This is a genomic window from Streptomyces sp. NPDC040610 (genome assembly GCF_055594065.1).
The window spans coordinates 282,647-308,963 of sequence record NZ_JBVIXA010000006.1; the positions used below are offsets into that span (position 1 = coordinate 282,647).

Below are 26,317 nucleotides of genomic sequence, written 5' to 3' on the forward strand. Positions count from 1 at the left end.
CGGAACCCGGCCCGTCACCCGCGGTTCCGTGTCAGTACACCGAGTCGACCTGGTCGGGCACCACGGAGCCGTCACCGCGCAGCACGGGCGTCTTGCCGCCGTCCGGCGCGTTGTAGGCGGACGTGGAGCACGGGTAGGTGCCGCTCTTCTGCGGCAGCGGCTCGATGAACATGGGGTTCACGACCCAGCGCCCGTCGGCGTTGTCGTACGCCCGGCACATGAACTCGCCCTTGTTGCGGTTGAGCACGAGGTGCGCGCCGGTGGCGTCGCCGACGAACGTCACGTCGGTGTCGGCGTCGCCGCCGCCGATCGCGATGCGCTTGCTCCAGCGCTGCTTGTCCCAGGCCTTCTTGCCCTTGATCTTGTAGATCTCCTGGTTGACGAAGCAGCGCTTGCCGTCGATGTACGGGATGGCCTCGCCCTTGTTGACGCCGACGCCGCCGCAGCCCTGGTTCCAGGTGGTGATGCGGCCCTTGCCGTCGAGGACGGAGCGGATGGCGACGGTGTGCTCGCGGTCGATGCCGACGCCGCCCTTGCCTGCCGCCCACACCTCGGCGACCGGCTCGGAGCCCGCGGAGACGATGTAGACGTCGAATCCGGCCTTCTTCAGGGTGCGGACGAGGTCGCGCTGCTGGTCGTAGTAGCGCACGTATCCCGGCACGGTGTGGCTGCCGATGGTGCGGGTGGTGCCGATCGGCGCGGCGAGGGCCTCCTTGCGGGCCTTCTTCGCGTACGACTCCAGTTCCTTGACGGTGTGTCCGGCGAAGAGCTGGGGCACCCAGGCGTACTGCGGGACCGTGCGGCGGTGGTTCCAGGTCCCGGCGAAGGCGGCGGCGCCGCTCATCGTGGTGCCGTCCTCGCGGATCTGGAGGATCTCGTCGGCGCAGGCGCCGTTGGTGGAGGTGGGCAGCGGCTTGCCGACGGCCACCTCGGTGCCGCAGGCCTTGGTGAGGGCGCGGTGGCCCGCGGCCGTCATCCACTTGCTGGAGGACTTCCAGCTCTTGGGGCGCAGGATCTTGTCGTGGCGCAGCGCCCAGCTGATGGTGGCGTCGGTGATGTCGTTCTTGGTGATGGTGTTGTCCCAGTCGAAGGCGGCGACGGGGCGCTTGGTGCCATGACCGAGGTGCGGGTTGGAACAGGTGCCCCGCTCGTCGATGACCTTCTGGAGGCGGGCGCGGTTGTCGCCGTACCAGGAGAGCTTCTTCGACAGCTGGGGGCAGTGGGCGCCGGGGTGCGACGCGGGCGCGGCCGTGGCGGCGGCAGCGGGAAGCGTGACGGGCCCGGCCACCAGGGCGGCGGCCGAGGCCAGCGTCAACGCCAGAACGTTTCTGTTACGCATGTGCGTGGACGGTACAGCAGTCCTACGAGGTCGTTGAACCCCCGTACACCGTGTCCTGTTGGTCCGCGATGACCGACCCGTCCGTGCGGCGCACCGGGCCCTTCGCGCCGTCGCGGCCGGTGTAGCCGGTGGTGGCGCACGGGTAGGGCGCGGACTGCTTGCCCTTGGGCTCGATGAACATGGGGTTGACCAGCCAGCGCCGGTCGCGGTTGTCGTAGGCGCGGCACATCAGCTCGGCCTTGTTGCGGTTCAGGACGAGGCGGAGGCCGGTGGCGTCGCGCAGGAAGGACACGTCGGTGTCGGAGTCGCCCGCGGCGAACACCTGGCGCCTGGCGGCCGGTTGCACCCTCTCGGCGGCCTTGCCGCGCACGCCGAGGATCCGCTCGTTGATGGCGCAGCGCTTGCCGTCGATGTACGTGATCATCGAGTCGGCGCCGTCCTCGACGGAGCCGCAGCCCTTGAGGCGGGCGGTGAGGCGGCCCTCGCGCTGTACGTTGCGGATGCCGATGGTGTGCCGGGCGTCGAGGCCGACGCCCCGCGCCCAGACCTCGGCGACGGGCTCGGGCGAGGCGGAGACGACATACACGTCGAACCCGGCCTTCTTCAGGGTGCGGATCAGGTCGCGCTGCTGGTCGTAGTAGCGCGCCCAGCCGGTGACCTTCCCGGTGCCGACGCGCTGTTCGGCGCCGATCGGCGCGGCGAGGTTCTCCTTGCGGGCGGCGGCCGCGAACTCCTTGACGCGGTCGGTGCTCCAGCCGCGCAGGAGCTGGGCGAGCCAGGCGTACTGCGGCTCCATGCGGCGGTGGTCGAACCCGGCGAAGGCCTCCTTGCCGGTGGTGGTGGCGCCCTCGCCGTACACGGCGGCGATCTCGTCGGCGCAGGCCGCGTGCGTGCGGGTGGGCAGGGTGCGGCCGGCGGCCGGGCAGGCCTTCGCGAGGGCCCTGGCGGCGGGGGCGGTCAGATAGCGGCTGGTGGTGCGCCAGTCGCCGCGCTCGGGGGTGCGTATCCTGCCGTGGCGCAGCATCCAGAACATGGTGGCGTCGCCCACGTCGTTCCTGATGACCGTGTTGTCCCAGTCGAAGACGGCGAGGGGCTTGTGGTGCTTGTCGTACGTGTCCCCGCAGCGGCCGTAGGTGTCGAGGAGGCGCTGGAGCTGGGTCTTGTTGTCCGCGTACCAGCCCTTGGAGATGGTGAGGGCGGGGCACTTCGCGGCGGTCCGGTGAGGGGCCGGGGCGGCCTGGGCGGTGGCGGCGAGGCCGGTTCCGGCGACGGCGAGGGCGGCCGCCGCGGCGGCCAGGGGGCGCTTGATCTTCATGAACACGGTGCCTGTCTACGCAGGTCAGCCGGGCGCCTCACGACGCCCGGCTGACAGGTCGGTGGCCTCTGGGTGAACTACAGGGGCGTGACGTACGCCCCGGAGATACCGCCGTCGACCAGGAAGTCCGTGGCGTTCACGAACGACGAGTCGTCGCTGGCGAGGAAGGCGACCGCGGCGGCCAGCTCCTCGGCCTCGGCGAAGCGGCCCACGGGGATGTGCACGAGGCGGCGGGCGGCGCGCTCGGGGTCCTTGGCGAACAGCTCCTGGAGCAGCGGGGTGTTCACCGGGCCGGGGCACAGCGCGTTCACGCGGATGCCCTCGCGGGCGAACTGCACGCCCAGCTCGCGGGACATGGCGAGGACGCCGCCCTTGGACGCGGTGTACGAGATCTGCGAGGTGGCCGCGCCCATCCGGGCCACGAACGAGGCCGTGTTGATGATGGAGCCCTTGCCCTGGCGCCGCATGTAGGGGATGGCGGCCTTGCAGCACAGGTACACGGAGGTGAGGTTGACCTCCTGGACGCGCTTCCAGGCCTCCAGGCCCGTGTCCAGGATGGAGTCGTCGTCGGGCGGCGAGATGCCCGCGTTGTTGAAGGCGACGTCGACGGAGCCATAGGTGTCGTACGCCGTCTTGAACAGCGCCTCGACCTGCTCGGCGTCGGTCACGTCGACCTTCACGAAGGTGCCGCCGACCTCCTCGGCGGCCTTCTTGCCCGCGGTCTCGTCGATGTCGCCGCACACGACGTTCGCGCCCTCGGCGGCGAGACGGCGGGCGGTGGCGAGGCCGATGCCGCTGCCGGCGCCGGTGATGACGGCGGTGCGGCCGACGAGGCGACGGCAGATGTTTTCCTGAGCCTGGGTCACTGGGCGGGCCCTTCCGTGCTGATGAAGACGTTCTTGGTTTCGGTGAAGGCGGCGAGGGCGTCCGGGCCGAGCTCACGCCCGAGGCCGGACTGCCCGTAGCCGCCGAAGGGGGTCCAATAGCGCACGCTGGAGTGCGAGTTGACGGACAGGTTCCCGGCCCGTACCGCCTGCGAGACGCGCAGCGCACGGCCCACGTCCCGCGTCCAGATCGAGCCGGACAGGCCGTACTCGGTGGCGTTGGCGAGGCGGATCGCGTCGGCCTCGTCGTCGAAGGGCAGGACGACCGCGACGGGCCCGAAGACCTCCTCCACGGCGACCGCCGAGGTCGGCCCGGCGTCGGTGAGCACGGTCGGCGGGAACCAGAAGCCCGGCCCCTCGGGGGCGCTGCCGCGGATGCCGGTGCCCGCGGGCACATAGGACCGCACCCGCTCCAGCTGGGCCCGGGAGATCAGCGGCCCCATCTGCGTCTTCTCGTCGGCCGGGTCCCCGACGACGTACGACTCGACCGCGGGCGCCAGGACCTCGATGAAGCGGTCGTACGCGGAGCGCTGCACGAGGATGCGGGTGCGGGCGCAGCAGTCCTGGCCGGAGTTGTCGAGGAAGGAGCCGGGCGCGGCGAGGGCGGCGGCCTCCACGTCGGCGTCGGCGAAGACGATGTTGGGGCTCTTGCCGCCGAGTTCGAGGGTCAGGCGCTTCACGCGGTCGGCGCACTTGGCCATGATCTGCTTGCCGACGCGGGTGGAGCCGGTGAACACGATCTTGGCGACGCCCGGGTGCTCGACGAGCGCGTTCCCGGCGACGGCACCCTCCCCGGGCAGGACCTGGAACAGACCCTCGGGAAGGCCCGCCTCCAGGGCGAGTCCGGCCAGGCGCAGGGCGGTCAGCGGGGTGGTCTCGGCGGGCTTGAGGACAACCGCGTTGCCCGCCGCGAGGGCCGGGGCGGCGCCCCAGGCGGCGATGGGCATCGGGAAGTTCCAGGGCGCGATGACGCCGACGACGCCGAGGGGTTCGAGGATCGTGACGTTCAGGCCGCCGGACACCGGGATCTGGCGGCCGTTCAGCCGCTCGGCGCCGCCCGCCGCGTAGTCGAACAGGTCACGGGCGTTGCCCGCCTCCCAGCGCGCGTTGCCGATGACGTGACCGGCCTCGCGCACCTCCAACTGGGCGAGTTCCTCGATGTGTTCGTCGATGACGGCGGCGAAGCGGCGCAGCAGCCTGGCGCGGTCGGCGGGGGCCGCGGCGGCCCACGCGACCTGCGCGGCGGCGGCGCGCGCCACGGCCGCGTCGACGTCCTGCGCGGTGGCGGCGGGGACGGTCGCGACGACGTCCTCCGTCGCCGGGTTCAGTACCTGAAGGGACTCGAGCAAGAAGTGCCTCACATGCGTTCGAAGGAGCGGCGGAGCTCCCAGTCGGTCACCGCGGCGTCGAAGGCGTCCAGCTCGACCCGCGCCATGTTGCGGTAGTGCGCGACGACTTCGTCACCGAAGGCGGCCTTGGCGATGGGGCTGTTCTCCCACAGCTCGGCGGCCTCGCGCAGCGTCGTCGGGACGTGTTCGTAGTCGGCGGTGTAGGCGTTGCCGGTGCAGGCCTCGGGCAGTTCGAGCTTCTGCTCGATGCCGTACAGGCCCGCGGCGACCAGGCCCGCGACGGCCAGGTACGGATTGACGTCGCCGCCGGGCAGCCGGTTCTCGAAGCGCAGGGACCGGCCGTGGCCGACGACGCGCAGCGCGCAGGTGCGGTTGTCGTAGCCCCAGGCGGCGGCGGTCGGCGCGAAGGAGCCGGGCTGGAAGCGCTTGAAGGAGTTGATGTTGGGCGCGTACAGCAGGGAGAAGTCGCGCAGGGCGAGGAGCTGTCCGGCGAGGAAGTGCCGCATCACGTCGGACATTCCCCCTGGCCCGTCACCGGCCATGGCGTTGTTGCCGTCGGCGTCCTGGAGCGAGAGGTGGATGTGACAGGAGTTGCCCTCGCGCTCGTTGTACTTCGCCATGAAGGTGAGCGAGACGCCCTCCTGCGAGGCGATCTCCTTGGCGCCGGTCTTGTAGATGGCGTGCTGGTCGCAGGTGACGAGGGCCTCGTCGTAGCGGAACACGATCTCGTGCTGGCCCGGGTTGCACTCGCCCTTGGCGGACTCCACGGTCAGCCCCGCGGCGGCCATGTCGTTGCGGATGCGGCGGAGCAGCGGCTCGATGCGGCCGGTGCCGAGGACGGAGTAGTCGATGTTGTACTGATTGGCCGGGGTGAGGCCCTTGTAGCCCGCGTCCCAGGCCTGTTCGTAGGTGTCCTTGAAGACGATGAACTCCAGCTCCGTGCCGACGTGGGCGCTGTAGCCGAGCTCGGCGAGGCGGTCCAGCTGGCGGCGCAGTATCTGGCGCGGGGCGGCCACGACGGGCTCGCCGTCGGTCCAGGCGAGGTCGGCCATCAGGAGGGCCGTGCCCTCGTTCCAGGGGACGCGGCGCAGGGTGGAGACGTCGGCGTGCATGGCGAAGTCGCCGTAGCCGCGGTCCCAGGAGGACATCGCGTATCCGTCGACCGTGTTCATCTCGGTGTCGACGGCGAGAAGGTAGTTGCAGCCCTCCGTGCCGTGCTCGAGGACCTCGTCGAGGAAGAACCGGGCGGCGAACCGCTTGCCCTGGAGCCGCCCTTGCATATCGGGGAAGGCCAGGACGACAGTGTCGATCTCGCCGCTCGCCACGAGAGCACGCAGCTCCTCGATGCCGAGCGGGGGTGTGCGGTCTGCCACGGGAAAAGCCTCCTTGGGTCAGCCGAGTGGCCATAAGGTATTGCCGAGAACCATTGCTTGGGAAGGGGGTACGGGCAGATGTCGCACGCGGAGACGGACGACTCGCACCTGCGGGGTGACGAGCGGCTGACGCAGGTCCTGCGTCCGGTCCGGGCGGGCAACGGCTTCGAGGAGGCCCTGGAGCAGATCCTCCAGGTGGTCCGCCTCGGCCTGGTGCCGGGCGGCGAACGCCTTCCGGCCGAGCGGGAGCTGGCCGACCGGCTGGGGATCAGCCGGGTGACGCTGCGCGAGGTCCTGAAGGTGCTCCAGGACCAGGGGCTCGTGGAGTCGCGCCGGGGGCGCTACGGCGGCACGTTCGTGCGCCCGCGCCCGGAGGCGGCGGGCGAGGACGAGCTGCGCCGGCGCATCGCGGATGTGGACGTGGAGGACGCGCTGCGCTTCCGGGAGGTCCTCGAGGTGGGCGCCGCGGGCCTGTGCGCCGCGCACGGGCTCGACGACGGTCAGGCCGGGCGGCTGCGGGAGGCGCTCGCCCGCACCCATGACGCGCCGCTCGCCGAATACCGCCGCCAGGACACCCTGCTGCACCTCACCCTGGCCGAGCTGTCCGGCTCCCCGTCGCTCACCGCCCAGTACGCCGCGGTCCGCGCCACGGTCAACGACCTCCTGGACTGCATCCCCCTTTTGGTACGGAACCTGGAGCACTCCCAGCGCCAGCACACCGCACTCGTGGAGGCGGTGCTCGACGGCGACGCGGACGGCGCGCGGGAGATGATGCGCGAGCACTGCGCGGGGACGGCGGCGCTGCTGCGGGGGTTCCTGACCTGAGGAGTGATTAACCGCGGCGTAACGCAAGGGTCTTGCTTTCTCACCCCCACCACCGCAAAGGTATGGCTCCATTCCATTGGATGCCGCCGCAGGGAGCCGTGCCATGAGCCTGGAGTCCACCGAGCCGTCGAAGGTCCGCGCCGCCGGGGAACCGGACGACTATCTGGAACGGCGGGCCCTGCGCCGCGGCAACGCGGGCTGGGTCCTGCTCACCGGCCTCGGCGTCGCCTACGTCGTCTCCGGCGACTTCTCCGGCTGGAACTCCGGCCTCAAGGAGGGCGGCTTCGGCGGCCTCGGCATCGCCATGGCGCTCATGGGCGTCATGTACGCGTGCATGGTCTTCTCGCTCGCCGAGCTGTCGTCCGTGCTGCCCACGGCGGGCGGCGGCTACGGCTTCGCGCGCCGGGCGCTCGGCCCCTGGGGCGGCTTCCTCACCGGCACGGCGATCCTCATCGAGTACATCCTCGCGCCCGCCGCCATCGCCATCTTCATCGGCGACTACGTCGAATCCCTGAACCTCTTCGGCCTGGAGTCCGGCTGGCCGGTCTACCTGGCCTGCTTCGTCATCTTCATCGGCATCCACCTGTGGGGCGTGGGCGAGGCGCTGCGCTTCAGCTTCGTCGTCACCGGCATCGCGGTGGCCGCGCTCCTCGTCTTCGCCGTCGGCGCCTTCATGGACTTCGACTCCTCCCACCTGAACGACATCGCCGTCGACCACGACGCGTTCGGCTCCAACTCCTGGCTGCCGCTCGGGCTCCTCGGCATCTGGGCGGCGTTCCCGTTCGGCATGTGGTTCTTCCTGGGCGTGGAGGGCGTGCCGCTGGCCGCCGAGGAGACCAAGGATCCCGCGCGCACCCTGCCGCGCGCCATCCGCTGGTCCCTGTGCATCCTCGTCGCCCTCGCCCTGCTCACCTTCTTCGCCTCCGCCGGGGCCCGCGGCTCGGCGGCCATCCAGGACACCGGCAACCCGCTCGTGGACGCGCTCCAGCCGGACGGCGAGGCGACGGCCCTCAGCCGGGTCATCAACTACGCGGGCCTCGCGGGCCTGGTCGCGTCATTCTTCTCCCTGATCTACGCGGGCTCGCGCCAGCTCTTCGCCCTCTCCCGCGCGGGCTACCTCCCTCGCTTCCTCTCCCTGACCAGCAGCCGCAAGGCGCCCTACCTGGGCCTCATCGTCCCCGGCGCGATCGGCTTCGGCCTGGCGGCGGCCACCGGCGACGGCGCCCGCATGCTGAACGTGGCGGTCTTCGGCGCCACCATCTCGTACGCCCTGATGTCCCTCTCCCACATCGTCCTGCGCCGCCGCGAACCAAACCTCCCCCGCCCCTACCGCACCCCCGGCGGCACCCTCACCTCCTCCATCGCCCTCGCCCTCGCCTGCGCGGCCCTGGTCGCCACGTTCCTCGTGGACGTCACGGCGGCGTTCATCGCCCTCGGCGTGTACGTCGTGGCGATCGCCTACTTCGGCCTCTACAGCCGCAAGCATCTGGTGGCGCGGGCCCCGGAGGAGGAGTTCGCGGCACTGGCGGAGGCGGAGGCGGAGCTGGAACGGAAGTAGCGTCGACCGTTTCCAGGACGACGGCGGGACGGTACGTCGGCGCACTGGCGCACCGGCGCGACATCACATCGGCACATCGACCCATCGGCACGACGGCACACCGTACGGCGACACGGAGAACATGTTGAGCACGTTGCACAGCACGGATGCGGCTCGCAGGCCGCTGATCGGCATCAGCACCTACCTGGAGACCAAGGCGAGCTGGGGCGTCTGGGAACTCCCGGCCGCCCTCCTGCCGGCCGGATACCCACGCATGGTCCAGGCCGCGGGCGGCCTCGCGTCGATGGTGCCGCCCGACGAGCCGCGGTACGCCGCCGACGTCGTCGCCCGCCTCGACGGCGTCGTCATCGCGGGCGGCCCCGACGTGGACCCGTCCCACTACGGCGCGCCGCGCGACGACCGCACGGGCCCGCCCGCGCGCGAACGGGACGCCTGGGAACTCGCCCTGATCCGGGCGGCGCTGGACTCCGGCACACCCCTGCTCGGCATCTGCCGGGGCATGCAGCTCCTCAACGTCGCCCTGGGCGGCACCCTGGTCCAGCACCTGGACGGCCATGCCGCGGCGCCCGGCGTCTTCAGCGCCCACACGGTGAAGCACGTCCCCGGCACGCGGTACGCCGAACTGGTCCCCGACCCCACGACCGACGTCCCCACCTACCACCACCAGGCCGTGGACCGCCTGGGCACCGGCCTGATCCCCTCAGCCCACGCGGACGACGGCACCATCGAGGCCATCGAACTGCCCTCTCCGGGCTGGGTGCTGGGGGTGCAGTGGCATCCGGAGGCGGGGGTGGATGTACGGGTGATGAGGGGGTTGGTGCAGGCGGCGACGCCCACAACCTGAGCCAGCTCCCCCGCCCCCGCTCCTGCTCCCACTCGCACCCCGGCCTCCCACCTCCGCACCTCCTCCCGCACCCGCACCCGGCCCGCTTCCCACCCACCCACCCCCCAGGCCGCAGGCCGAGGGCGAGACGCGCCCGGCAGGGGCCGCAGGCGCGCGCAGGGCGAAGCGCCCACCCTGCGTCCAAGGGCAAACGGGTGGGCGGGCGGGAGAAGACCTGGGCGCAGCCCCAGGGCAAGACGCGGCCGACAGGGGACCGCAGGCGCGGCGAGGGCGAGACGCCCACCCCGCGGCCGGGGGCGAACGGGTGGGCGGGTGGGAGAAGACCTGGGCGCAGGCCCAGGGGAAGGCGCGGTCGGCCGGGGCGCGGGCACTGCGTAAGGCGAGACGCCCGCCCCCGCTAGGCAACCCCCCGGGTCAAGCTCAAGAGCTCCCGCACCGGCCCAGCCGGAACATGCCCCACCGGCCACACAGCCCGAAGCTCCCGCCCCAACCGCACCCCGTCCACGGGAATCCCGACGAGCCGCCGAGCGGCCAACTCCTCCCCCACGGCCAGCTCACTGAGCACCGCGGGCCCGGCCCCGCTGACGGCGGCGGACTTCACGGCGGTGGTCGAGGACAGTTCGAGCAGGGGCCGCGCGAGCCCCCCGAGCGCGGCCTCGAGGACGGCCCGCGTACCGGACCCCTCCTCCCGCAGGATCAACGGCGAAGCCGCAAGCTCCGCCGCCGGGATCGGCGCCCGCCGCCGCGCCCAGGCGTGCCCCGGCGCGACGACCACGACGAGCCGGTCGTGCGCGACGACGACCCCGTCGAGCCCGGCCGGCACCCCGATCCCCTCGACGAACCCGACGTCGGCCTCCTCGGCGAGCAGCCGCCCGGCGACCACGGCCGAGTTCCCGGCGAGCAGCGACACCGCTGTGTCCGGCCGCCGCGCGCGCAGCGCGATGAGCCAGCCGGGCAGCAGATACTCGGCGATGGTCATGCTCGCGGCGACCCGAAGGCGCGAGTCCCGCCGGTCCCGCAGCGCCTGCGCCCCCGCGTCGAAGGCCTCGGCCGCCTCGACGATCCGCCGCGCCCAGTCCGTGACGAGCGCGCCCGCCTCGGTGAGCCGCGACCCACGGGGCGAGCGGTCCACGAGGGCGACGCCGAGCAGCCGTTCCATGGACCGGATCCGCCCGCTGGCGGCGGGCTGGGTGATGCCGAGTTCCCGAGCGGCCCTGCCGAGACTGCCGAGGCGCGCCACCGCCAGGAGGAGTTCAAGGGCTGCCAGGTCGGGCACTCGGTGGGCCAGGGGTGCCCCACCCGTCGTACCGAGAACACGGTCCGACGCGCCCGCGGCACCCGGCACACCGCCGGCACCGGACCCCGCCGACCCCGCCGCCGACTCCCCCGCACCCGAAGCACTCATAAGCCCAGGTTATGCCCTCATAGCGAAGACGTCCCTGGTGGGCCGGGCCGGACGGGCGCACCGTGGAGTCATGGTCACCGTCGCCCCCCTTCCCGCATCGGCATCGCCCTCCTCGGCCCACCCCGCCGCAGGGCCCCGTGCGGGCTCCGTCCGCCACCTCGGACCGAACTGGTACGCCTCCGTGATGGGCACCGCCATCATCGCCAACGCGGGCGCCGCCCTGCCCGTGGACGTCCCGGGCCTGCGCTCGGCCGTGACCGCGGTGTGGGCCCTGTCCCTGGTGATGCTGGTGACGCTGCTGGGCGCGCGCGCCGTCCACCACGTGCGCCACCGCGACCAGGCCCGTGCCCACCTCGCCGACCCGGGCATGGCCCCGTTCTACGGCTGCCTGGCCATGGCGCTGCTCGCCGTGGGCGCGGGCGCGATGCTCGTCGGCTCCGACTGGACAGGCACCACGGCCGCTCTCGCCCTCGACACCGTCCTGTTCACCGCCGGTACGGCCATCGGCCTCGCCGCGGCCGTCACCATCCCGTACCTGATGGTGGTCCGCCACCGCGTGCAGCCCGGCAGCGCCTCGCCCGTGTGGCTGCTGCCCGTCGTGGCGCCCATGGTGTCGGCGGCCGTCGGCCCGCTGCTCGTCCCGCACCTGCCCGCCGGGCAGCCCCAGCAGACCCTGCTCCTCGGCTGCTTCGCGATGTTCGGCCTGAGCCTGCTCGCCACCCTGGTGATGCTGCCCCTGATCTTCGGCCGCCTGGTGAACGGCGGTCCGCTGCCCCTGGCGCTCACCCCCACCCTCTTCCTGGTCCTCGGCCCCCTCGGCCAGTCGACCACGGCCGCCAACAAGTTCGCCGACGTCGCCCGCGGCGTCCTGCCCGCCCCCTACGACCAGGGCTTCGCCGTCTTCGCCGTGCTGTTCGGGGTGCCCGTGATGGGCTTCGCGCTGATGTGGCTGGCGCTCGCGACCGCGCTGGTGCTGCGGGCCCGGCGGCGCGGCATGGGCTTCGCGATGACCTGGTGGGCCTTCACCTTCCCGGTCGGTACGTGTGTGACGGGCGCCGAGGGCCTGGGCGCGCACACCGGCCTCGCGGTGTACGACTGGCTCGCCGTGGCGCTGTTCGTGGTGCTCGTGTCGGCGTGGCTGGTGGCGCTGGTGCAGACCCTGCGGGGCGTGGCCAGTGGCAAGCTGCTTGCGGCGCCGCGCTGAAGTCCGGGCACCGGCCCCGCTACGCGTACGTCAGCGGCGGGCCGCCCGCAGCGCCTCCCCGAGCACGGCCGGGGCTTCGGCCAGCGACGGCCCGTACCAGGTGAGATGGCGCCCGCTGAGCAGCGCGGCGGGCGTCCCCGGGAACGCCTCGGGACCGTCGTCCGGCGTGAAGCGGTACGGCTCGTCCGGCAGGACCACCAAGTCCAGCTCCGCGTCCCGCAGTTCGTCGAGGGGGACGCGTGGATAGCGCTCGGTGTGCCCCGCGTACGCGTTGTCGACGCCGAGGCGGGCCAGCAGGTCCCCGGCGAAGGTGTCCCGGCCGAGGACCATCCAGGGCCTGCGCCAGATCGGCACGGCGGCCCGCAGCCGCCCGCCCTCCCGGGTCACCCCCTCCCGGGCCGCCTCCTCCCGGGACACCCCGTCGCGGTTCACCCCGGCCGACGGCTCCACGCCCCGCCACGCGGCCTCCGCGTCCACCAGCCACCCCGGCCGCCGCGCGGCCCCGCACGCGTCGAGCACCCGCTCCAGCTCGCGGAACGCCTGGCCGAGCCCCCGCACCTCGGTGACGAGGACCTCGACGCCCGCCGCCCGCAGCGCCGCGATGTCCGGGGCGCGGTTCTCCTCCTCGTTGGCGATCACGAGGTCGGGGGCGAGCGCCACGATCGCCGGGACGTCGGGGTTCTTGGTGCCGCCGATCCGGACGGCGTCGAGGTCCGCCGGGTGCGTGCACCAGTCGGTCGCGCCGACCAGGGCGCCGGGCGCGGTCACGGCGACCGCCTCGGTCAGCGACGGCACCAGGGACACCACCCGCAGGGAGGGCATCGGTCAGCGCCGCTCGCCGTCCAGGGCCTCGATGTGGTCGCCGACCGCGACGACGAGGACGCGGGCGTCGGCGGCCGTGGCCCGCCAGCGGTGCCGCACCCCGCCCGTCAGGTACAGGCTGTCGCCGGGTCCGAGCCGGTAGGCCCGCCCCTCGGCCTCGACCTCGACGGCGCCGCCGATGACGTACATCAGCTCGTCGTTGCGGTGCTGGAACTCGCGGCCCTCGTCGTGGTCGCCGACGTACTCGAAGGCGTGCAGTTGGTGGTGGCCGCGCACCAGGTCCCGCACATGGGTCTCCGGGGTGCCGCCCGCGAGGCTCACCTCGTCGTCGGCGCGCACCACGTCGACCGTGCAGGCCGGGTCGGCGGCGGCGAGCAGTTCCACGGCGGTGGTGCCGAGGGCGTCGGCGACCCGCTCCAGGGAACGCATGCTGGGCCGGGCCCGCTCGTTCTCGACCTGGCTGAGGAAGGGCACCGAAAGGCCGCTGCGTCCGGCGACGACGGCGAGAGTCAGCTCGAGGCGGCGCCGACGACGCCGTACGGCCGCGCCCACCCGGAGGGTCTCCTTGTGCTCGTCCATGGCCCCGGCTCCCTTCTGCCGCTCCCGGCCCCGCTGGCGCGCGCACCGGCCGTCCTGCCCTTGTCGTCACCCCGGCGGGGCGACGCTGTCACCCTGAAGGGTTTTCTGCACCCTACGCATGTTCGCCAAACGGTTTTACCCAGTTGGGCGCTTCGGGCGCCGGTTACGGCCGCCGCGGGCCCCCGCGCGCCCCGTACGGACCGTGCGCGGCCGGTGACGGCCCACGCCAGTGGATCACCTGTCCGGATTCCCGGGCGAGGGTGCCGGAACGCCCCGAGGGGTGGATTCCGCCGTGTGGCGGGATCCACCCCTCGGGGGACGGTGACGGCCGCGGCCTACTGCACGGCCGTCATCTTCTCCTCGAAGCCCGGGTTCTTCTTCAACCAGGCGTCGACGGCCTTGGGCTCGTTGTTCTTGCCCGCCTTGTTGATCTCGTTCTCCAGCCCTGCCAGCTGCTCCTCGCTCATCTTGAAGTTCTTGAGCCACTTCGTGAGCTGCGGGTACTGGCCGGGGAAGTCCTTGCTGGAGAGCGTGCGGATCGTGTTGCCCTTGCCGAAGCCGCCCTTGGGGTCCTTCAGCTTGGTGAGGTCGTACTCGCTGTACGCCCAGTGCGGCGACCAGAGCAGGACCGCGACCGGCTCCTTCTTGGCGTACGCGGACTTCAGCTCGGAGAGCATCGCGGGGGTCGAGCCCGCGGCGATCTCGTACTCGTCCTCCAGGCCGTACCCGGGCAGGACCTTGTCCTTGAGCGCCTGCATCACGCCGGTGCCCGGCTCAATGCCGATGATCTTGCCGTTGAACTTGTCGCCCTTGCCCTTGAGGTCCTCCAGGGACTTCACGTCCTTGACGTAGGACGGGACGGCGACCTCCAGGGACGTCGGGCTGTACCAGGAGCCGAGGTCCTTGAGGTTGGCCTTGTTCTTGTCCCAGTACTGCTTCTGGGCGGTCGGCAGCCAGGCGTCGAGGTTGAGGTCGAGGTCGCCCTGCGCGAGACCGGTGTAGGCGGGGCCGACGTCGGCCGGGGTCAGCTCCATCTTGTAGCCGCGCTTCTCCAGGACGCGCTTCCACAGCTGGGTGACGGCGATGTTCTCGTCCCAGGCGAAGTACGCGGCCTTCAGCGGACGCTTGTTCTCGTCGCCGCCGGAGTTCTTCGGCAGCGGCGCGATCTTGTCGAGCACGCCCGGGTTCTTCTTCAGCCAGGTGCGCACGGCTTCCTGCTGCTTGCCCTTGCCCGCCTTGTTGATCTCGGCCTCAAGGCCGGTGAGCTGCTTCTCGCTCATCTTGAAGTTCTTGAGCCACTTGCCGACCTGGGGGTTCTCCTCCGAGAAGCCCTTGCGCGCCAGCGTGTGCACCCCGTCGCCCTTGCCCCAGGCACCCTTCGGGTCCTTGAGCTTCTTCAGCTTGAAGTCGCTGTACGCCCAGTGCGGCGACCACAGCGTGGTGACGATCGGCTCCTTCTTGGCGTACGCGGCCTTCAGCTCGGCGAGCATCGCGGGCGTCGAGCCGTCGACGACCTTGTACTCCTTCTTCAGGCCATACGCGTCGAGGACCTTGTCCTTGAGCAGCCCCATCATTCCGGCGCTCGTCTCGATGCCGGTGATCTTGCCGTCGAAGGTGCCGGCCTTGCCCTTGAGGTCCTCCAGGGAGTTGATGTCCTTCATGTACGCGGGGACGGTCAGCTCCAGGGACGTGGGGCCGAACCAGGCGCCCAGGTCCTCCAGGTCCTTGCCGTACTTCTTCCAGTACGAGGCGTGCGTCGTCGGCAGCCAGGAGTCGGTCTGGAAGTCGATGTCGCCCTGCGCCAGGGAGGTGTACAGCGGGCCGGCCTCCAGCTGGCTGGTGGTCACCTTGAAGCCGCGCTGCTCCAGGGCCTCCTTCCAGAGGAAGGTGGAGGCGATGCCCTCGTCCCAGGGGATGTAGCCGATCTTGACTTCCTTGCCCTGGCCCACGTTCTTGGAGTCCGCCACGGACTCGTCGTCGCTGTCGCCGAAGATGCCCATGCCGCCCGCGACGAGCGCGAGGGCGACGACGCCGGCCATCGCGACGACGGGCCGGGGGCGGTAGTTCCAGACGTTCAGGCCCTGCGCGGACCGCAGCTTGGCGAGCGCGCGGCGGCCGAGCGGGGAGACCTGGCCGCCCAGGCCGCTGGTGACGCGGTCCAGGTAGATGGCGAGGACCACGATGGAGATGCCCGCCTCGGCGCCGAGGCCGACGTCGAGCTGGCCGATGGCGGCGTTCACGTCGGCGCCGAGACCCGGGGTGCCGACCATGCCGGTCAGGGCCGCCATGGAGAGGCCGAGCATGATGACCTGGTTGACACCGGCCATGATCGTCGGCAGCGCGAGCGGGAGCTGGACCCGGAAGAGGGTGTTGCGGGGCGTGGTGCCGAACGCGTCGGCCGCCTCGACCAGGTCCTTGTCGACCTGGCGGATGCCGAGCTCCGTCATGCGCACGCCGGGGGCGAGCGCGAAGACGATCGTGGCGACGATGCCCGCGGGGGCGCCCATGCGGAAGAACAGCAGCGCCGGGATGAGGTAGATCATCGCGGGCAGCGTCTGCATCAGGTCGAGGACCGGCCTGACGATGCCGCTGACCGTCTTGGAGCGGGCCGCCCAGATGCCCACGGGCACGGCTATGACCAGCGCCACGAAGGTCGAGACGAGCACCAGGGACAGCGTCATCATCGCGTTGTCCCACAACTCCAGGGACACGATGAACGCGAAGCCCGCGAAGGCGAGCACACCGCCGAGCAGGCCGCGCAGCCAGAACGCGATGACGGCGAGGATGCCCGCCATCAACAGCGGCTCGGGCCCGGAGAGGACGTCGTAGACGCCGTCCCACATGTTCTGGAAGAGCGTCTTGATGAAGTCGAACAGCCAGTCCATATGGGTTCTGGACCATTCGACCGCGTCATTGACCCAGTCGCCGAAGGGAATCCTAGGCACCGCTGCTCACCTTGCCCACGCTCTTGCCGTCGTTGTCCTTGGCCTGCTGTACGGGAACGACCGCGTCCTGCGGCTCCGACGGGGCGGGTTCGCCGAGCACGGCGAGCAGCCGCGCCCGCGGCACGACGCCGACGAGCTTGTCCTCGGCGTCGACCACGGCGACCGCCACACCGCTGCTGGAGCAGGGCGTGAACAGCTCGATGATGGGCGTGTCCTCGGTGACCGTCGCGGGGGCGTCGGCCCGCACGAAGTCCTTGTCGGGGTCGGCCATGATCGCGCCCGCGGTGAGCACCCGGGAGCGGTCGACGTCCTGCGTGAACGAGGCCACGTAGTCGTTGGCCGGGGTGACGAGGATGTCCTCGGACGTGCCGATCTGGACGATGCGGCCGTCGCGCATGACGGCGATCTGGTCGCCCAGGCGCATGGCCTCGTTCAGGTCGTGGGTGATGAAGACGATGGTCTTCTTCAGCCGCTTCTGCAGCTCCAGGAGCTGGTCCTGCATATCGCGGCGGATCAGCGGGTCGAGCGCGCTGAACGACTCGTCCATCAGGAGCAGGTCGGCGTCCGTGGCGAGCGCGCGGGCCAGGCCCACGCGCTGCTGCATACCGCCGGACAGCTCGTCGGGCCAGGACTTCTCCCAGCCCTTGAGCCCGGCGAGCTCAAGCGCCTCCAGGGCCCGCTTCTCGCGCTCGGCGCGCGGAAGACCCTGCACCTCGAGGCCGTACGCGGCGTTCTCGAGCACGCTGCGGTGCGGGAACAGGGCGAAGTGCTGGAAGACCATGCTGATCTTCTTCGAGCGCACCTCGCGCAGTTCGCGCGCGCTCAGCTTGGTCAGGTCCTGCCCGTCGAAGAGCACCTGCCCGGCCGTCGGGTCCGAAAGCCCGTTGAGCATGCGCAGCAACGTGGACTTGCCGGAACCGGAGAGACCCATGACAACGAAGATCTGGCCCGGTTCGACGGTGAAGGACGCGTCGATCACCGCGGCGGTGGTTCCCTCGGCGCGCAGTTCTTCACGGTCGGCTCCGTGGCGGAGTTTCTCCACCGCGCCATCGGGTCGTCTGCCGAACACCTTGTACAGGTGCTCGGCTTGCAGCCTGGACACATACACCTCTCGGGTTGAACCAAGACGGCCCGCCTCCCCCGCCGGCGGGCCGTGGAGCGACGCGGGTCTGCCCGCTTGCCCGTCAAGAAGTTGAAAACTCGACCGGGTTCGCTCCGCGTGCGCGCCTGCCCACGCTTACACGAGCCAAACCCAAGAGTGCCCCAGGTCACATTCGCGACTGTTCTTCGACCGCCCTTGTCAGTGCCGTGCGGCATGATGCGAACGTGACTCAAGCAACGCGGCGGCTGATGCTGCTCGACACGGCGTCCTTGTACTTCCGGGCCTACTTCGGGGTCCCCGAGTCCGTGCGGGCCCCGGACGGCACTCCGGTGAACGCGGTGCGCGGCCTGCTCGAATTCATCACCCGCCTCGTCCAGGACCACCACCCCGACGACCTGGTCGCCTGCATGGACGCCGACTGGCGCCCGCACTGGCGCGTCGAGCTCATCCCCTCGTACAAGGCGCACCGCGTGGCCGAGGAGGCCCCCGCGGGCACCCCGGACCCGGACGCCGAGGAGATCCCCGACACCCTCTCCCCCCAGGTCCCCGTCATCGAGGACGTCCTGGACGCCCTCGGCATCGCCCGCGTGGGCGTGGCGGCGTACGAGGCCGACGACGTGATCGGCACGTACGCGGCGCGGGCCACGGGCCCGGTCGACATCATCACGGGCGACCGCGACCTGTATCAGCTGGTGGACGACGCCCGCGGCATCCGCGTCCTCTACCCCTTGAAGGGAGTGGGCACCCTTCAGGTGACCGACGAGGCGTGGCTGCGCGAGAAGTACGGCGTGGACGGCCCCGGCTATGTGGATCTCGCCCTGCTGCGCGGCGACCCGAGCGACGGCCTGCCCGGGGTGCCCGGCATCGGCGAGAAGACCGCGGCCAAGCTGCTCGACGCCTTCGGCGACCTGGCCGGGATCATGGCGGCGGTCGACGACCCGCGGTCCAAGCTCACGCCGTCGCAGCGCAAGCGCCTGGACGAGTCCCGCGCCTATGTGGCCGTGGCCCCGAAGGTGGTCCGGGTCGCGGGCGACGTGCCGCTGCCGGACGTCGACGTCGCGCTGCCGCGCGAGCCGCGCGATCCGGCCGCCCTGGAGGAGCTGGCGACCCGGTGGGGGCTCGGCGGGGCCGTGCACCGGCTTCTGTCGGTCCTGGCCCGGTGAGCACTGCGGACTGCCCCGCCGGGTGGCCCCTGCTGCCCCGACGGGTTCTCCGTGGTGCCCCGGCGGGTTCCCCTGCCGCCCCGGCGCCCTTTCCGTGCTTCCGGGACGAAATGCTAGGTTAGGTTTACCTAACCAATAGCGTTTCAGGGGAAGGCCCACCGCCATGGCAGAGCGACCCGCACGCAGGACTCCCAAGCCCCACATCGCGCAGGTCGTGCGCACCGAGCAGCTGACACCACATATGCGACGCGTGGTCGTCGGCGGCGAGGGCCTGGCGGAGTTCACGGCCGGGGACTGCACGGACCACTACGTGAAGCTGCTCTTCGCGCCCGCCGGCGTGAGCTATCCGGAGCCCTTCGACATCCAGCGGATCCGCGAGGAACTGCCGCGCGAGCAGTGGCCGGTGACGCGTACGTACACGGTGCGCTGGTGGGACCCCAAGGCCCGCGAGCTCGCCCTCGACTTCGTCATCCACGGCGACGAGGGCCTCGCCGGGCCGTGGGCGCGCGACGTCCAGCCGGGCGAGACGGTCCGCATGCTCGGCCCCGGCGGCGCGTACGCCCCCGACCCCACCGCCGACTGGCACCTGATCGCCGGTGACGAGAGCGCCCTTCCCGCCATCGCCGCCGCCCTTGAGGCTCTGCCCGAGGGCGCCGACGTGCGCGCGTTCGTGGAGGTCGAGGGCCCCGAGGAGGAGCAGCAGATCGACACGCACGCCCAGGTCGTCTGGCTGCACCGGGGTGGGCGCCCCGTCGGCCAGGCCCTGGTCGAGGCGGTCCGCGCGCTCGACTTCCCCGCCGGTGACGTGCAGGCCTTCGTGCACGGCGAGGCGGGCTTCGTGAAGGAGCTGCGCCGCCTCCTGCGCGTCGACCACCAGGTCCCGCGCGAGCGCCTCTCCGTCTCCGGCTACTGGCGCCTCGGCCACAACGAGGACGGCTGGCAGGCGTCGAAGCCGGAGTGGAACGCGCAGGTGGAGGCGGAGCAGGAACAGACGGCGGCGTAGGGACCGCGCGGGACGTTCCCCGTACGCGATGCCGGTGCACGGTGCCAGTAGGCGGTGCTGTTGCGCGACCCGCCGTTGAGGGCGGCCGCCCCACTTGGGGGTGGCCGCCCTCAGGCCGCTTCGGGGGTGGCCGCCCTCCCCCGCGCGCGGCGCCACCCGCACGAGCCCCCGCCCGCCGTGAGCGCCCCTCACCCAGCCGCCGCCCCCACCCCGTCCCCCCTGATCCGCGCGTGCAGATGCATGTCGTGCCAGCCGTCCTCATGCAGCACCGCGCTCCGCTTGGTGCCCTCCGGGGCGAAGCCGGTCTTCAGGGCCACGCGGCACGACGCCTCGTTGGCCGTGGCGTGGGTGAGTTCCAGGCGGTGCAGGCCGACGACGTCCAGGGCCCAGTCGGCGAGGGCGGTCACCGCGCGGGGCGCGACGCCGCGGCCGCGGGCGCGGGGCAGCGTCCAGTACGCCATCTCCGCCTGGCCGTCGGCGAAGACGATCTCGCGCAGGGCGACCCGGCCCGCCACCTCGTCGGTGTCCGCGTCCACGACCGCCCAGGTCGCGGACCGCTCCTTCGGCCACTCCGCGCGCCAGCCCTCGATCCAGCCGCGGGCCTCGTCCTCGGAGTCGGCCACGCGCGCGTGCCACTGCTGCAGCACCGGGTCCTGGAACGCCGCGTACACGGCGGGCGCGTCCTTGGGCGTCCAGGGGCGCAGCAGCAGGCCCCCGGGGGCGAGAAGAGTCGGTTGCTCCTGGCTCGCGAAGGTGCCGGGCTCCACCACGTTCGGGATCTTGTAAGGCATGCCGTCATCGTGCAGCGCGGCCGCCGCACAGGACAGCGATTTTCGGGGCCGGGCGCGCGGCCGCCCGGGCGATCACCGCGCCCCGTACGCTTGCCCGGTGTGACCCGCAGACGCCGCACTCCGCCCGCTCCCCTGCCGCAGCGCGACGGCGTCGACCCCGTGCGGGTCCGGCTGCCGGACGACGTGGCGTGGACGACCGTACGGGACCATCTCGTGGACCGGCTCTCGGCGCCGCCCGGCGTGGTCGACGCGATGCTGCGCGAGGGCCGGGTCGTCGGCGCCGACGGCGGGCCGGTGGCTCCGGACGCGCCGTACGCCCCGGGCGTGTACCTGTGGTTCCACCGGGACCTGCCGGACGAGCCCCGGGTGCCGGACACCATCGACGTCGTGTACCGCGACGAGCACATCGTCGTCGCCGACAAGCCGCACTTCCTCGCCACCATGCCGCGCGGCAGTCACATCGCGGAGACCGCACTCGCCCGCCTCCGCGCCCAGCTCGGCATCCCGGCGCTCGGCGCCGCCCACCGCCTGGACCGGCTCACCGCCGGTCTCCTGATGTTCACGGTGCGCCCCGGGGAACGCGGCGCCTACCAGACCCTGTTCAGCGACCGCCGGGTGCACAAGGAGTACGAGGCCGTGGCCGCGTACGACCCCGCGCTGACCCTGCCCCGCACCGTGCGCAGCCACATCGTCAAGGAGCGGGGCGTCCTCGCGGCCTACGAGGTCCCCGGCGCCGAGCCGAACAGCGAGAGCCGTGTCGAACTCGTCGAGCACGACGGCCGCCTGGGGCGCTACCGGCTGCTCCCGCACACCGGCCGCACCCACCAGCTCCGCGTCCACATGAACGCCCTCGGCCTGCCCCTCCTGGGCGACCCGCTCTACCCCGAGGTGCGCCCGCCGGTGGCGCCGGACGACTTCCGGCGCCCCCTGCAACTCCTCGCCCGTGTCCTGGAGTTCACCGACCCCGTGACGGGCGCCGCACGCCGCTTCGAGAGCGGGCGCTCCCTGGGAGCCTGGTCCGCGTACGACACATGGGCCGGGCAGGCGCACGGCCAGTAGGCCGCGGGCTCAGTAGCCCCGCCACCACTCCAGGAAGCGGCGCCACGCGCCCTTGCGCCGGACCGGCGTGGCCGCGGGCTCCGCGGCCGGGGCGGCGGGGGCGACCGGCTGCGGCGGGGCGGCCGGGGCTTCGGCCGGCCGCGGTGCCGGGGTCGTCACCTCCCAGTGCTTGCGCGGCGTCGGCACGTGCGACATCGGCCGGGCCGTGACGTCCTGCGGCGGCCGCTTGCCGAACTGCACCGGCAGCGCCACCAGATGCCGCGAAAGGATCGACGAGCGCCAGCTCAGCTCCCGCTCGTCCACGGAGAGTTCGACGTCGGGCAGCCGCATGAGCAGCGCGTCCACGCCGGTGTCGGCGATGGCGCGCCCGATGTCCTGGCCGGGGCACTCGTGCGGCCCGCCGCTGAACGCGAGGTGGGAGCGGTTGCCCTGCATGTTCGCGGACAGGTCGGGGCGCACGACGGGGTCGACGTTGCCCGGCTGGATGCCGAGCAGCAGTCCGTCGCCCGCCTTGATCTGCTGGTCGCCGAGCTGGGTGTCCTGCTTGGCGAAGTAGCCGACCATGGCGCTGAACGGCGGCTCGTCCCACAGCGACTGCTCGACCGCCTCGGGCACGGTCATCTGGCCGCCGCTGAGCTGGGCGCGGAAGCGCGGGTCGGTGAGGACCATGCGCAGGACGTTCGCGATGAGGTTCGCCGTGGCCTCGTACGCCGCGATCAGCACCAGGCGCAGGTGCGCGGCGACCTCGTCGTCGGTGAGCTGTGCGGGCTGGGCGATGAGGGCGCTGGTGAAGTCCTCCTCGGGCTGGGCGCGGCGGCGCACGACGTGCCGGGTGAGGGCCTCCATCACGTACTCGTTGCTGGCGATGGCCGTTTCGGTGCCCTTGATCATGTCGCGGGCGGCCTGCACCATGCGTTCGCTGTAGTCCTCGGGCATGCCGAGGACGTGCAGCATCACCATCATCGGCAGATGCTCGGCGAACTGGCTGACCAGGTCGGCCGTGCCGATCTCGCAGATGTCGTTGAGGAGTTTGTTGCTGTAGCGGTTGATGTGGCGGCGGATGCCGCGGTGGTCGAGGCCCGCCATGGCGCCGGTGACCGCCCCGCGCAGCCGCTGGTGCTCGGCGCCCTCGACGAAGGAGGCCATCGGCTGCCAGCTGAACACGGGCGCGAGCGGGTGGTCGGGGCCCGCCGTGCCGTCCCTGACCGCGCTCCACACGCGGGAGTCACGGGTGTACTGGGACGGCGTGCGGACCATGTGCAGGTTCTCGCTGTGGCCGAGCACCGCCCAGACGCGGACGTCGTTGTGGATCAGCGCCGGGGCCACCGGGCCGTGTTCGGCGCGCAGCTTCTCGTAGACGCCCGCGAGGTCCTGGTCCGCCTCGGGTCCGTACAGGCGGCGCAGCCCGTCGCGGCCGATGCCGGAGGACTGGTGGGCGGGGCAACCGCGGGGCGGGGTGGCGTCGGGGTCGGGGTTCGACGCGGAGTAGGGGGAGTGCCGGGAGGGAGTCGTCACGGTGGTGGCTCCGGGGTGGTGAAGGTTCCGGGGTGGTGGGGTTCCGGGCGGGCGGATGGCGGGCGGCGGGCTCAGGCCCTGGCCACGGCAAGGGAGTGCAGATAGCGCATGAGCGTCATCAGCGTGTCCCTGCTGGAGACCCGGTGCCGGGCGTCGCAGTGCACGATCGGCACGCCCTGCTCCAGGTCGAGCGCCCTGCGCAGGGCGTCCATCGGGTGCCGTGGCGCGTCCGGGAAGTCGTTGACGGCGATGATGAACGGCACGCCCTTCTCCTCCAGGCGTCCGATCACGTCGAAGCTGACCTGGAGGCGGCGGGTGTCGATCAGGACGACGGCGCCGAGCGCGCCTTCGAAGAGGCCGTTCCACAGGAACCAGAACCGCTCCTGGCCCGGGGTGCCGAACAGATAGAGCACCAGCTCTTCGGAGATGCTGATCCGGCCGAAGTCCATCGCGACGGTCGTGGCGGTCTTGGTCTCGGAGCCGTAGTTGTCGTCGACGCCGATGCCGGCCTGCGTCATGGTCTCTTCGGTGGTCAGCGGACGGATCTCGCTGACCGAGCCCACCATCGTCGTCTTGCCGACTCCGAACCCGCCCACGATGACGACCTTCACGGCGGCCGTGGCCGTGGCGGGCAGGACGTCCTGCGCGCGGGGGCCGGTGATCGCGCCGGAGGTGAGCGTGTCAGAGCTTTTGAAGTCCATGCATCACCGCTTCGAGAAGGGAACGGTCGGGGAGCGCGGAGCGCACGATGGGGGCGCGCGCCAGCACTAAGTCCGCCGCGAGCATGTCCGTCAGGACCACGGTCACCACGCTGAACGGCAGGGCCATATAGGCCGACAGCTCCGCGACGGACAACGGCGTCCGGCACAGCCGCACCACGGCGGACTGTTCGGGCTGTGCCGTCGGGGAGGGATCACCCTTGGCGACGATCAGCGTGACCAGGTCGAGCGGTGCCCGTTCGGAGTCCTCGCCGGTGAGGATGTACAGCCGCTCGGGATTCTCGGGGCTGCGGCGTTCACGTCGGACTGGCACCTCCGCCTGGAAGCGGGCATCGGGTTCATCGCCTTGCGGGGGGTGTAGCGGATGAGTCATACGGCCTGCCCGTCTCGCCGCGGCGGGCTCGTGAGGTGCGCGCCGATCCGGACGACCAGGTCCCGCATGCGGGTGCCGATGAGTCCGGCGTCGACGGTCTCCTCGGCGAGCACGGCGAGGTAGGCCCCGGCGCCCGCGGCCATCATGTAGAAGTAGCCGCCGTTGACCTCGATGATGACCATCCGCATCTTGCCGTCGCTCTCCGGGATCTCGGTGGCCACGGCGGCGGCGAGGCTCTGCAGGCCCGCGCAGGCGGCCGCGAGCCGGTCGGCGGCGTCCGGGTCGCCGCCGTGGCGCGCGATGCGCAGCCCGTCGGCGGAGAGCACCACGATCTGCCGGGTGCCGTGGACGCCGTCGGCGAGTTCCTTGAGCATCCAGTCGAAGTTGGCCCGCTGCTGGATCACTTCCAGCCCCCCTCATCGGCGTTGTCGGTGCTGCCGTGGTCGTTCCGGTCGCGGACCTGTCGCTGGGCCGCCGGGTCGCCGGGGCGGTCGCCCTCGGTCGGGTCCTCGCCGTTGACGCCCTTCATGAAGGCCTCGATCCACAGACCGGGTTCCTTCTCCTCCTTCGGGGCGGGCGGCGGAGGTGGCGGCGGGGCGGCGGCCATGGCCGCCTCGGCGCGGCGCTGGGCCTCGGCCTCCTGCGCGTAGCGCTCGCTGAGCGACATCTTGACGCGACTCCTGCGCTGCGGAAGGCCGTTGGCCGTCCACTCGGTGACTTCGGGGATCTCGTCCTCCATGGACACCGAGAGCGGCATGGAGGGGTGGGGCACCGTGGTGACCTTGCGCGGCTTCTTGCGGCGGATGTCGCGGGCCTCTTCGATGATCGTGCCGTCGGCGTTCACACGCGGCACGGCGGAGGCGCCGATGCCGTGCGCGAGCCCCGGCGCGGCCCCGGTGGTGATCATCTCGCGCGGCACGATGAGGACGGCGCGCACGCCGCCGTACGCGGACTGCCGGAGCGACACCTGGAGGTTGTACATCTGCGAGAGCCGGCCGACGACGGCCATGCCGAGGCGTGGCGTCTCGCCGAGGTCGTTCAGGTCCATGCCCTGCTGGGCCCTCTCCAGCATCCGCTCGGCCCGGGCGCGGGCCTCCTCGCTGAGGCTGACGCCGCCGTCCTCGATCTCCACGGCGATGCCCGTCTGCACCTCGACCGCGGTGACGTGCACCCGGGTCTGCGGCGGCGAGTAGCGCGTGGCGTTGTCGAGCAGTTCGGCGCAGGCGTGGATCAGCGGCTCCACCTTGGTGCCGTGGATGGCGACCTTGGCGATGGAGTGCAGGTCGACGCGCTGGTACTCCAGGATCCGGGACATGGCGCCGCGCAACACGCTGAACAGCGGTACGGGCTTGGGCCACTGGCGTCCCGGGCGGGCGCCGCCGAGCACGGTGATCGAGTCGGCGAGGCGGCCGATGAGGGCCGTGCCGTGGTCGATGCGCAGCAGGTCGTCGAAGACCTCGGGGTTGCGCCCGTGGAACTCCTCCATGTCGCGGAGTTCCGCGGCCTGCTGGTGGACGATGGACTGCACGCGGCGCGCGATGTTGACGAAGGCGCGCTGCGAGTTCTCCCGCATGGCCTCCTCGCGGTCGAGGATGTCCAGGATGGAGCGCAGCAGGATGCGCTGGGCCTGCGGCAGTCGGCGGTTGGTCTCGTCGCCGTCGATGACGTGGCGGATGACCTCCGAGGGCGCCTCGCCCTGCCGGACCCGGTAGAGGGTCTCCGGCAGCAGGTCGCGGCCCAGCCGGACGGTGTCCTCGTCGTGGGTCTCGATGCGGCGCTGGAGGTGGGCGGTCTGCTTCGCGTGGCTCCGGTGCAGGTCGCGGATGACGCGGCCGCGGCGCGCGGCCTCGGCGCCGACGGCGACGACCACGAGCGTGGCGACGGCACCGCACCAGCCGACCGCGATCCGGGCCGGTTCGGTCACCGCGGCGACGGCGGCTCCCGTCGCCGCCGCCATGACCATGGCGGGCAGCAACAGCACGCGTGCGTAAGGGACTTCTCGGCCACCGGGAGGCGATTGAACACTCACCATGTATGCCCTCTGAACACTCGTCTTGGGGGAGGAAGTTGGGGATCGATACGGGGGTGACGCTGGTAACGCGTGTGGTGCATGTGATCGATGTGGGGGTATGGGGGGATGTGATGCATTG

The 26,317-nt window shown here is 71.9% G+C and carries 23 protein-coding genes; 7 read left to right on the forward strand and 16 right to left on the reverse strand.

Annotation, left to right across the window (positions count from 1 at the left end):
* Window positions 1-31: 31 nt before the first annotated feature.
* From ACZ6AA_RS22655 to ACZ6AA_RS22675, 5 genes are all read right to left on the reverse strand, one after another.
* On the reverse strand, window positions 32-1,339 hold the full coding sequence (locus ACZ6AA_RS22655) for a haloacid dehalogenase-like hydrolase (RefSeq protein WP_471459612.1): 1,308 nt from the start codon (window positions 1,337-1,339) through the stop codon (window positions 32-34).
* A 22-nt stretch (window positions 1,340-1,361) separates the two neighbouring features.
* Entirely contained in the window at window positions 1,362-2,654 is a 1,293-nt protein-coding gene (locus ACZ6AA_RS22660) for an HAD family hydrolase (RefSeq protein WP_468480752.1), read from the reverse strand.
* A 77-nt stretch (window positions 2,655-2,731) separates the two neighbouring features.
* Window positions 2,732-3,520: a 3-oxoacyl-ACP reductase gene (locus tag ACZ6AA_RS22665; RefSeq protein ID WP_289953074.1), complete on the reverse strand. Its 789-nt coding sequence runs from the start codon at window positions 3,518-3,520 to the stop codon at window positions 2,732-2,734.
* Entirely contained in the window at window positions 3,517-4,887 is a 1,371-nt protein-coding gene (locus tag ACZ6AA_RS22670; RefSeq protein WP_471459615.1) for an aldehyde dehydrogenase family protein, read from the reverse strand. The genes ACZ6AA_RS22665 and ACZ6AA_RS22670 overlap by 4 nt, the downstream gene beginning before the upstream one ends.
* 8 nt (window positions 4,888-4,895) lie before the next feature.
* Window positions 4,896-6,260 carry a glutamine synthetase family protein gene (locus ACZ6AA_RS22675; protein ID WP_471459616.1) on the reverse strand — a complete coding sequence of 455 codons (1,365 nt, stop codon included), beginning with the start codon at window positions 6,258-6,260 and terminating at the stop codon, window positions 4,896-4,898.
* Window positions 6,261-6,338: 78 nt separating this feature from the next.
* Here ACZ6AA_RS22675 and ACZ6AA_RS22680 point away from each other — a divergent pair, with 78 nt between their 5' ends.
* The 3 genes from ACZ6AA_RS22680 to ACZ6AA_RS22690 all read left to right on the forward strand — a co-directional run bounded on the left by ACZ6AA_RS22680 (window position 6,339) and on the right by ACZ6AA_RS22690 (window position 9,487).
* Window positions 6,339-7,085, forward strand: a complete 747-nt coding sequence (locus tag ACZ6AA_RS22680) for a FadR/GntR family transcriptional regulator (RefSeq protein ID WP_468453069.1) — start codon at window positions 6,339-6,341, stop codon at window positions 7,083-7,085.
* A 103-nt stretch (window positions 7,086-7,188) separates the two neighbouring features.
* Entirely contained in the window at window positions 7,189-8,643 is a 1,455-nt protein-coding gene (gene eat / locus ACZ6AA_RS22685; RefSeq protein ID WP_468453067.1) for an ethanolamine permease, read from the forward strand.
* A gap of 121 nt (window positions 8,644-8,764) precedes the next feature.
* Window positions 8,765-9,487, forward strand: coding sequence for a gamma-glutamyl-gamma-aminobutyrate hydrolase family protein (locus ACZ6AA_RS22690; protein WP_468453065.1), 723 nt, complete (start codon window positions 8,765-8,767; stop codon window positions 9,485-9,487).
* A gap of 397 nt (window positions 9,488-9,884) precedes the next feature.
* On the opposite strand, the gene ACZ6AA_RS22695 is transcribed toward ACZ6AA_RS22690, so the two are convergent.
* Entirely contained in the window at window positions 9,885-10,892 is a 1,008-nt protein-coding gene (locus ACZ6AA_RS22695) for a LysR family transcriptional regulator (protein WP_471459619.1), read from the reverse strand.
* A gap of 70 nt (window positions 10,893-10,962) precedes the next feature.
* Between ACZ6AA_RS22695 and ACZ6AA_RS22700 the strand changes: the two genes are divergently transcribed.
* Window positions 10,963-12,096 (forward strand): TDT family transporter, encoded by a 1,134-nt coding sequence (locus tag ACZ6AA_RS22700; protein ID WP_468480672.1) that lies wholly within the window; start codon window positions 10,963-10,965, stop codon window positions 12,094-12,096.
* A 30-nt stretch (window positions 12,097-12,126) separates the two neighbouring features.
* Here the strand turns inward: ACZ6AA_RS22700 and ACZ6AA_RS22705 are convergent, their stop codons facing one another.
* The 4 genes from ACZ6AA_RS22705 to ACZ6AA_RS22720 all read right to left on the reverse strand — a co-directional run bounded on the left by ACZ6AA_RS22705 (window position 12,127) and on the right by ACZ6AA_RS22720 (window position 17,544).
* The gene (locus tag ACZ6AA_RS22705) at window positions 12,127-12,918 is read right to left on the reverse strand and encodes a helical backbone metal receptor (RefSeq protein ID WP_471459621.1); all 792 of its coding nucleotides are present in this window, start codon (window positions 12,916-12,918) and stop codon (window positions 12,127-12,129) included.
* A 3-nt stretch (window positions 12,919-12,921) separates the two neighbouring features.
* Window positions 12,922-13,497, reverse strand: a complete 576-nt coding sequence (locus tag ACZ6AA_RS22710; RefSeq protein WP_468453057.1) for a helix-turn-helix domain-containing protein — start codon at window positions 13,495-13,497, stop codon at window positions 12,922-12,924.
* A gap of 335 nt (window positions 13,498-13,832) precedes the next feature.
* Window positions 13,833-16,442, reverse strand: a complete 2,610-nt coding sequence (locus tag ACZ6AA_RS22715; RefSeq protein WP_468453055.1) for an ABC transporter permease/substrate binding protein — start codon at window positions 16,440-16,442, stop codon at window positions 13,833-13,835.
* On the reverse strand, window positions 16,435-17,544 hold the full coding sequence (locus ACZ6AA_RS22720) for a quaternary amine ABC transporter ATP-binding protein (RefSeq protein WP_468453053.1): 1,110 nt from the start codon (window positions 17,542-17,544) through the stop codon (window positions 16,435-16,437). Before ACZ6AA_RS22720 ends, ACZ6AA_RS22715 begins: the two co-directional genes overlap by 8 nt.
* A 248-nt stretch (window positions 17,545-17,792) precedes the next feature.
* Here ACZ6AA_RS22720 and ACZ6AA_RS22725 point away from each other — a divergent pair, with 248 nt between their 5' ends.
* The gene (locus tag ACZ6AA_RS22725) at window positions 17,793-18,707 is read left to right on the forward strand and encodes a 5'-3' exonuclease (RefSeq protein WP_468453489.1); all 915 of its coding nucleotides are present in this window, start codon (window positions 17,793-17,795) and stop codon (window positions 18,705-18,707) included.
* 163 nt (window positions 18,708-18,870) lie between these two features.
* Window positions 18,871-19,710: a siderophore-interacting protein gene (locus ACZ6AA_RS22730; protein ID WP_468453051.1), complete on the forward strand. Its 840-nt coding sequence runs from the start codon at window positions 18,871-18,873 to the stop codon at window positions 19,708-19,710.
* Between the two features lie 188 nt (window positions 19,711-19,898).
* Here ACZ6AA_RS22730 and ACZ6AA_RS22735 read toward each other — a convergent pair whose 3' ends face one another.
* Complete coding sequence (locus ACZ6AA_RS22735; protein WP_468453049.1) at window positions 19,899-20,501, reverse strand: GNAT family N-acetyltransferase; 603 nt, start codon at window positions 20,499-20,501, stop codon at window positions 19,899-19,901.
* 99 nt (window positions 20,502-20,600) lie between these two features.
* Here ACZ6AA_RS22735 and ACZ6AA_RS22740 point away from each other — a divergent pair, with 99 nt between their 5' ends.
* Entirely contained in the window at window positions 20,601-21,560 is a 960-nt protein-coding gene (locus ACZ6AA_RS22740) for a pseudouridine synthase (RefSeq protein WP_471459624.1), read from the forward strand.
* A 9-nt stretch (window positions 21,561-21,569) separates the two neighbouring features.
* Here the strand turns inward: ACZ6AA_RS22740 and ACZ6AA_RS22745 are convergent, their stop codons facing one another.
* From ACZ6AA_RS22745 to ACZ6AA_RS22765, 5 genes are all read right to left on the reverse strand, one after another.
* On the reverse strand, window positions 21,570-23,075 hold the full coding sequence (locus ACZ6AA_RS22745) for a cytochrome P450 (RefSeq protein ID WP_468453045.1): 1,506 nt from the start codon (window positions 23,073-23,075) through the stop codon (window positions 21,570-21,572).
* Window positions 23,076-23,146: 71 nt separating this feature from the next.
* Window positions 23,147-23,776, reverse strand: coding sequence for a GTP-binding protein (locus ACZ6AA_RS22750; protein ID WP_385724172.1), 630 nt, complete (start codon window positions 23,774-23,776; stop codon window positions 23,147-23,149).
* Window positions 23,757-24,167, reverse strand: a complete 411-nt coding sequence (locus ACZ6AA_RS22755) for a DUF742 domain-containing protein (protein ID WP_385724175.1) — start codon at window positions 24,165-24,167, stop codon at window positions 23,757-23,759. Before ACZ6AA_RS22755 ends, ACZ6AA_RS22750 begins: the two co-directional genes overlap by 20 nt.
* Window positions 24,164-24,571: a roadblock/LC7 domain-containing protein gene (locus ACZ6AA_RS22760; RefSeq protein WP_468453042.1), complete on the reverse strand. Its 408-nt coding sequence runs from the start codon at window positions 24,569-24,571 to the stop codon at window positions 24,164-24,166. The genes ACZ6AA_RS22755 and ACZ6AA_RS22760 overlap by 4 nt, the downstream gene beginning before the upstream one ends.
* Entirely contained in the window at window positions 24,568-26,199 is a 1,632-nt protein-coding gene (locus ACZ6AA_RS22765; RefSeq protein ID WP_468453040.1) for an ATP-binding protein, read from the reverse strand. The genes ACZ6AA_RS22760 and ACZ6AA_RS22765 overlap by 4 nt, the downstream gene beginning before the upstream one ends.
* Window positions 26,200-26,317: the final 118 nt, after the last annotated feature.

What these genes read in the sequence shown, in the direction of transcription:
- ACZ6AA_RS22655 (WP_471459612.1), bottom strand. Translation starts at nt 1,339, where the DNA reads ATGCGTAACAGAAACGTTCTGGCGTTGACGCTGGCCTCGGCCGCCGCC.
- ACZ6AA_RS22660 (WP_468480752.1), bottom strand. Translation starts at nt 2,654, where the DNA reads ATGAAGATCAAGCGCCCCCTGGCCGCCGCGGCGGCCGCCCTCGCCGTC.
- ACZ6AA_RS22680 (WP_468453069.1), top strand. Translation starts at nt 6,339, where the DNA reads ATGTCGCACGCGGAGACGGACGACTCGCACCTGCGGGGTGACGAGCGG.
- eat (WP_468453067.1), top strand. Translation starts at nt 7,189, where the DNA reads ATGAGCCTGGAGTCCACCGAGCCGTCGAAGGTCCGCGCCGCCGGGGAA.
- ACZ6AA_RS22690 (WP_468453065.1), top strand. Translation starts at nt 8,765, where the DNA reads ATGTTGAGCACGTTGCACAGCACGGATGCGGCTCGCAGGCCGCTGATC.
- ACZ6AA_RS22695 (WP_471459619.1), bottom strand. Translation starts at nt 10,892, where the DNA reads ATGAGTGCTTCGGGTGCGGGGGAGTCGGCGGCGGGGTCGGCGGGGTCC.
- ACZ6AA_RS22700 (WP_468480672.1), top strand. Translation starts at nt 10,963, where the DNA reads ATGGTCACCGTCGCCCCCCTTCCCGCATCGGCATCGCCCTCCTCGGCC.
- ACZ6AA_RS22705 (WP_471459621.1), bottom strand. Translation starts at nt 12,918, where the DNA reads ATGCCCTCCCTGCGGGTGGTGTCCCTGGTGCCGTCGCTGACCGAGGCG.
- ACZ6AA_RS22710 (WP_468453057.1), bottom strand. Translation starts at nt 13,497, where the DNA reads ATGGACGAGCACAAGGAGACCCTCCGGGTGGGCGCGGCCGTACGGCGT.
- ACZ6AA_RS22725 (WP_468453489.1), top strand. Translation starts at nt 17,793, where the DNA reads ATGCTGCTCGACACGGCGTCCTTGTACTTCCGGGCCTACTTCGGGGTC.
- ACZ6AA_RS22730 (WP_468453051.1), top strand. Translation starts at nt 18,871, where the DNA reads ATGGCAGAGCGACCCGCACGCAGGACTCCCAAGCCCCACATCGCGCAG.
- ACZ6AA_RS22735 (WP_468453049.1), bottom strand. Translation starts at nt 20,501, where the DNA reads ATGCCTTACAAGATCCCGAACGTGGTGGAGCCCGGCACCTTCGCGAGC.
- ACZ6AA_RS22750 (WP_385724172.1), bottom strand. Translation starts at nt 23,776, where the DNA reads ATGGACTTCAAAAGCTCTGACACGCTCACCTCCGGCGCGATCACCGGC.
- ACZ6AA_RS22755 (WP_385724175.1), bottom strand. Translation starts at nt 24,167, where the DNA reads ATGACTCATCCGCTACACCCCCCGCAAGGCGATGAACCCGATGCCCGC.
- ACZ6AA_RS22765 (WP_468453040.1), bottom strand. Translation starts at nt 26,199, where the DNA reads ATGGTGAGTGTTCAATCGCCTCCCGGTGGCCGAGAAGTCCCTTACGCA.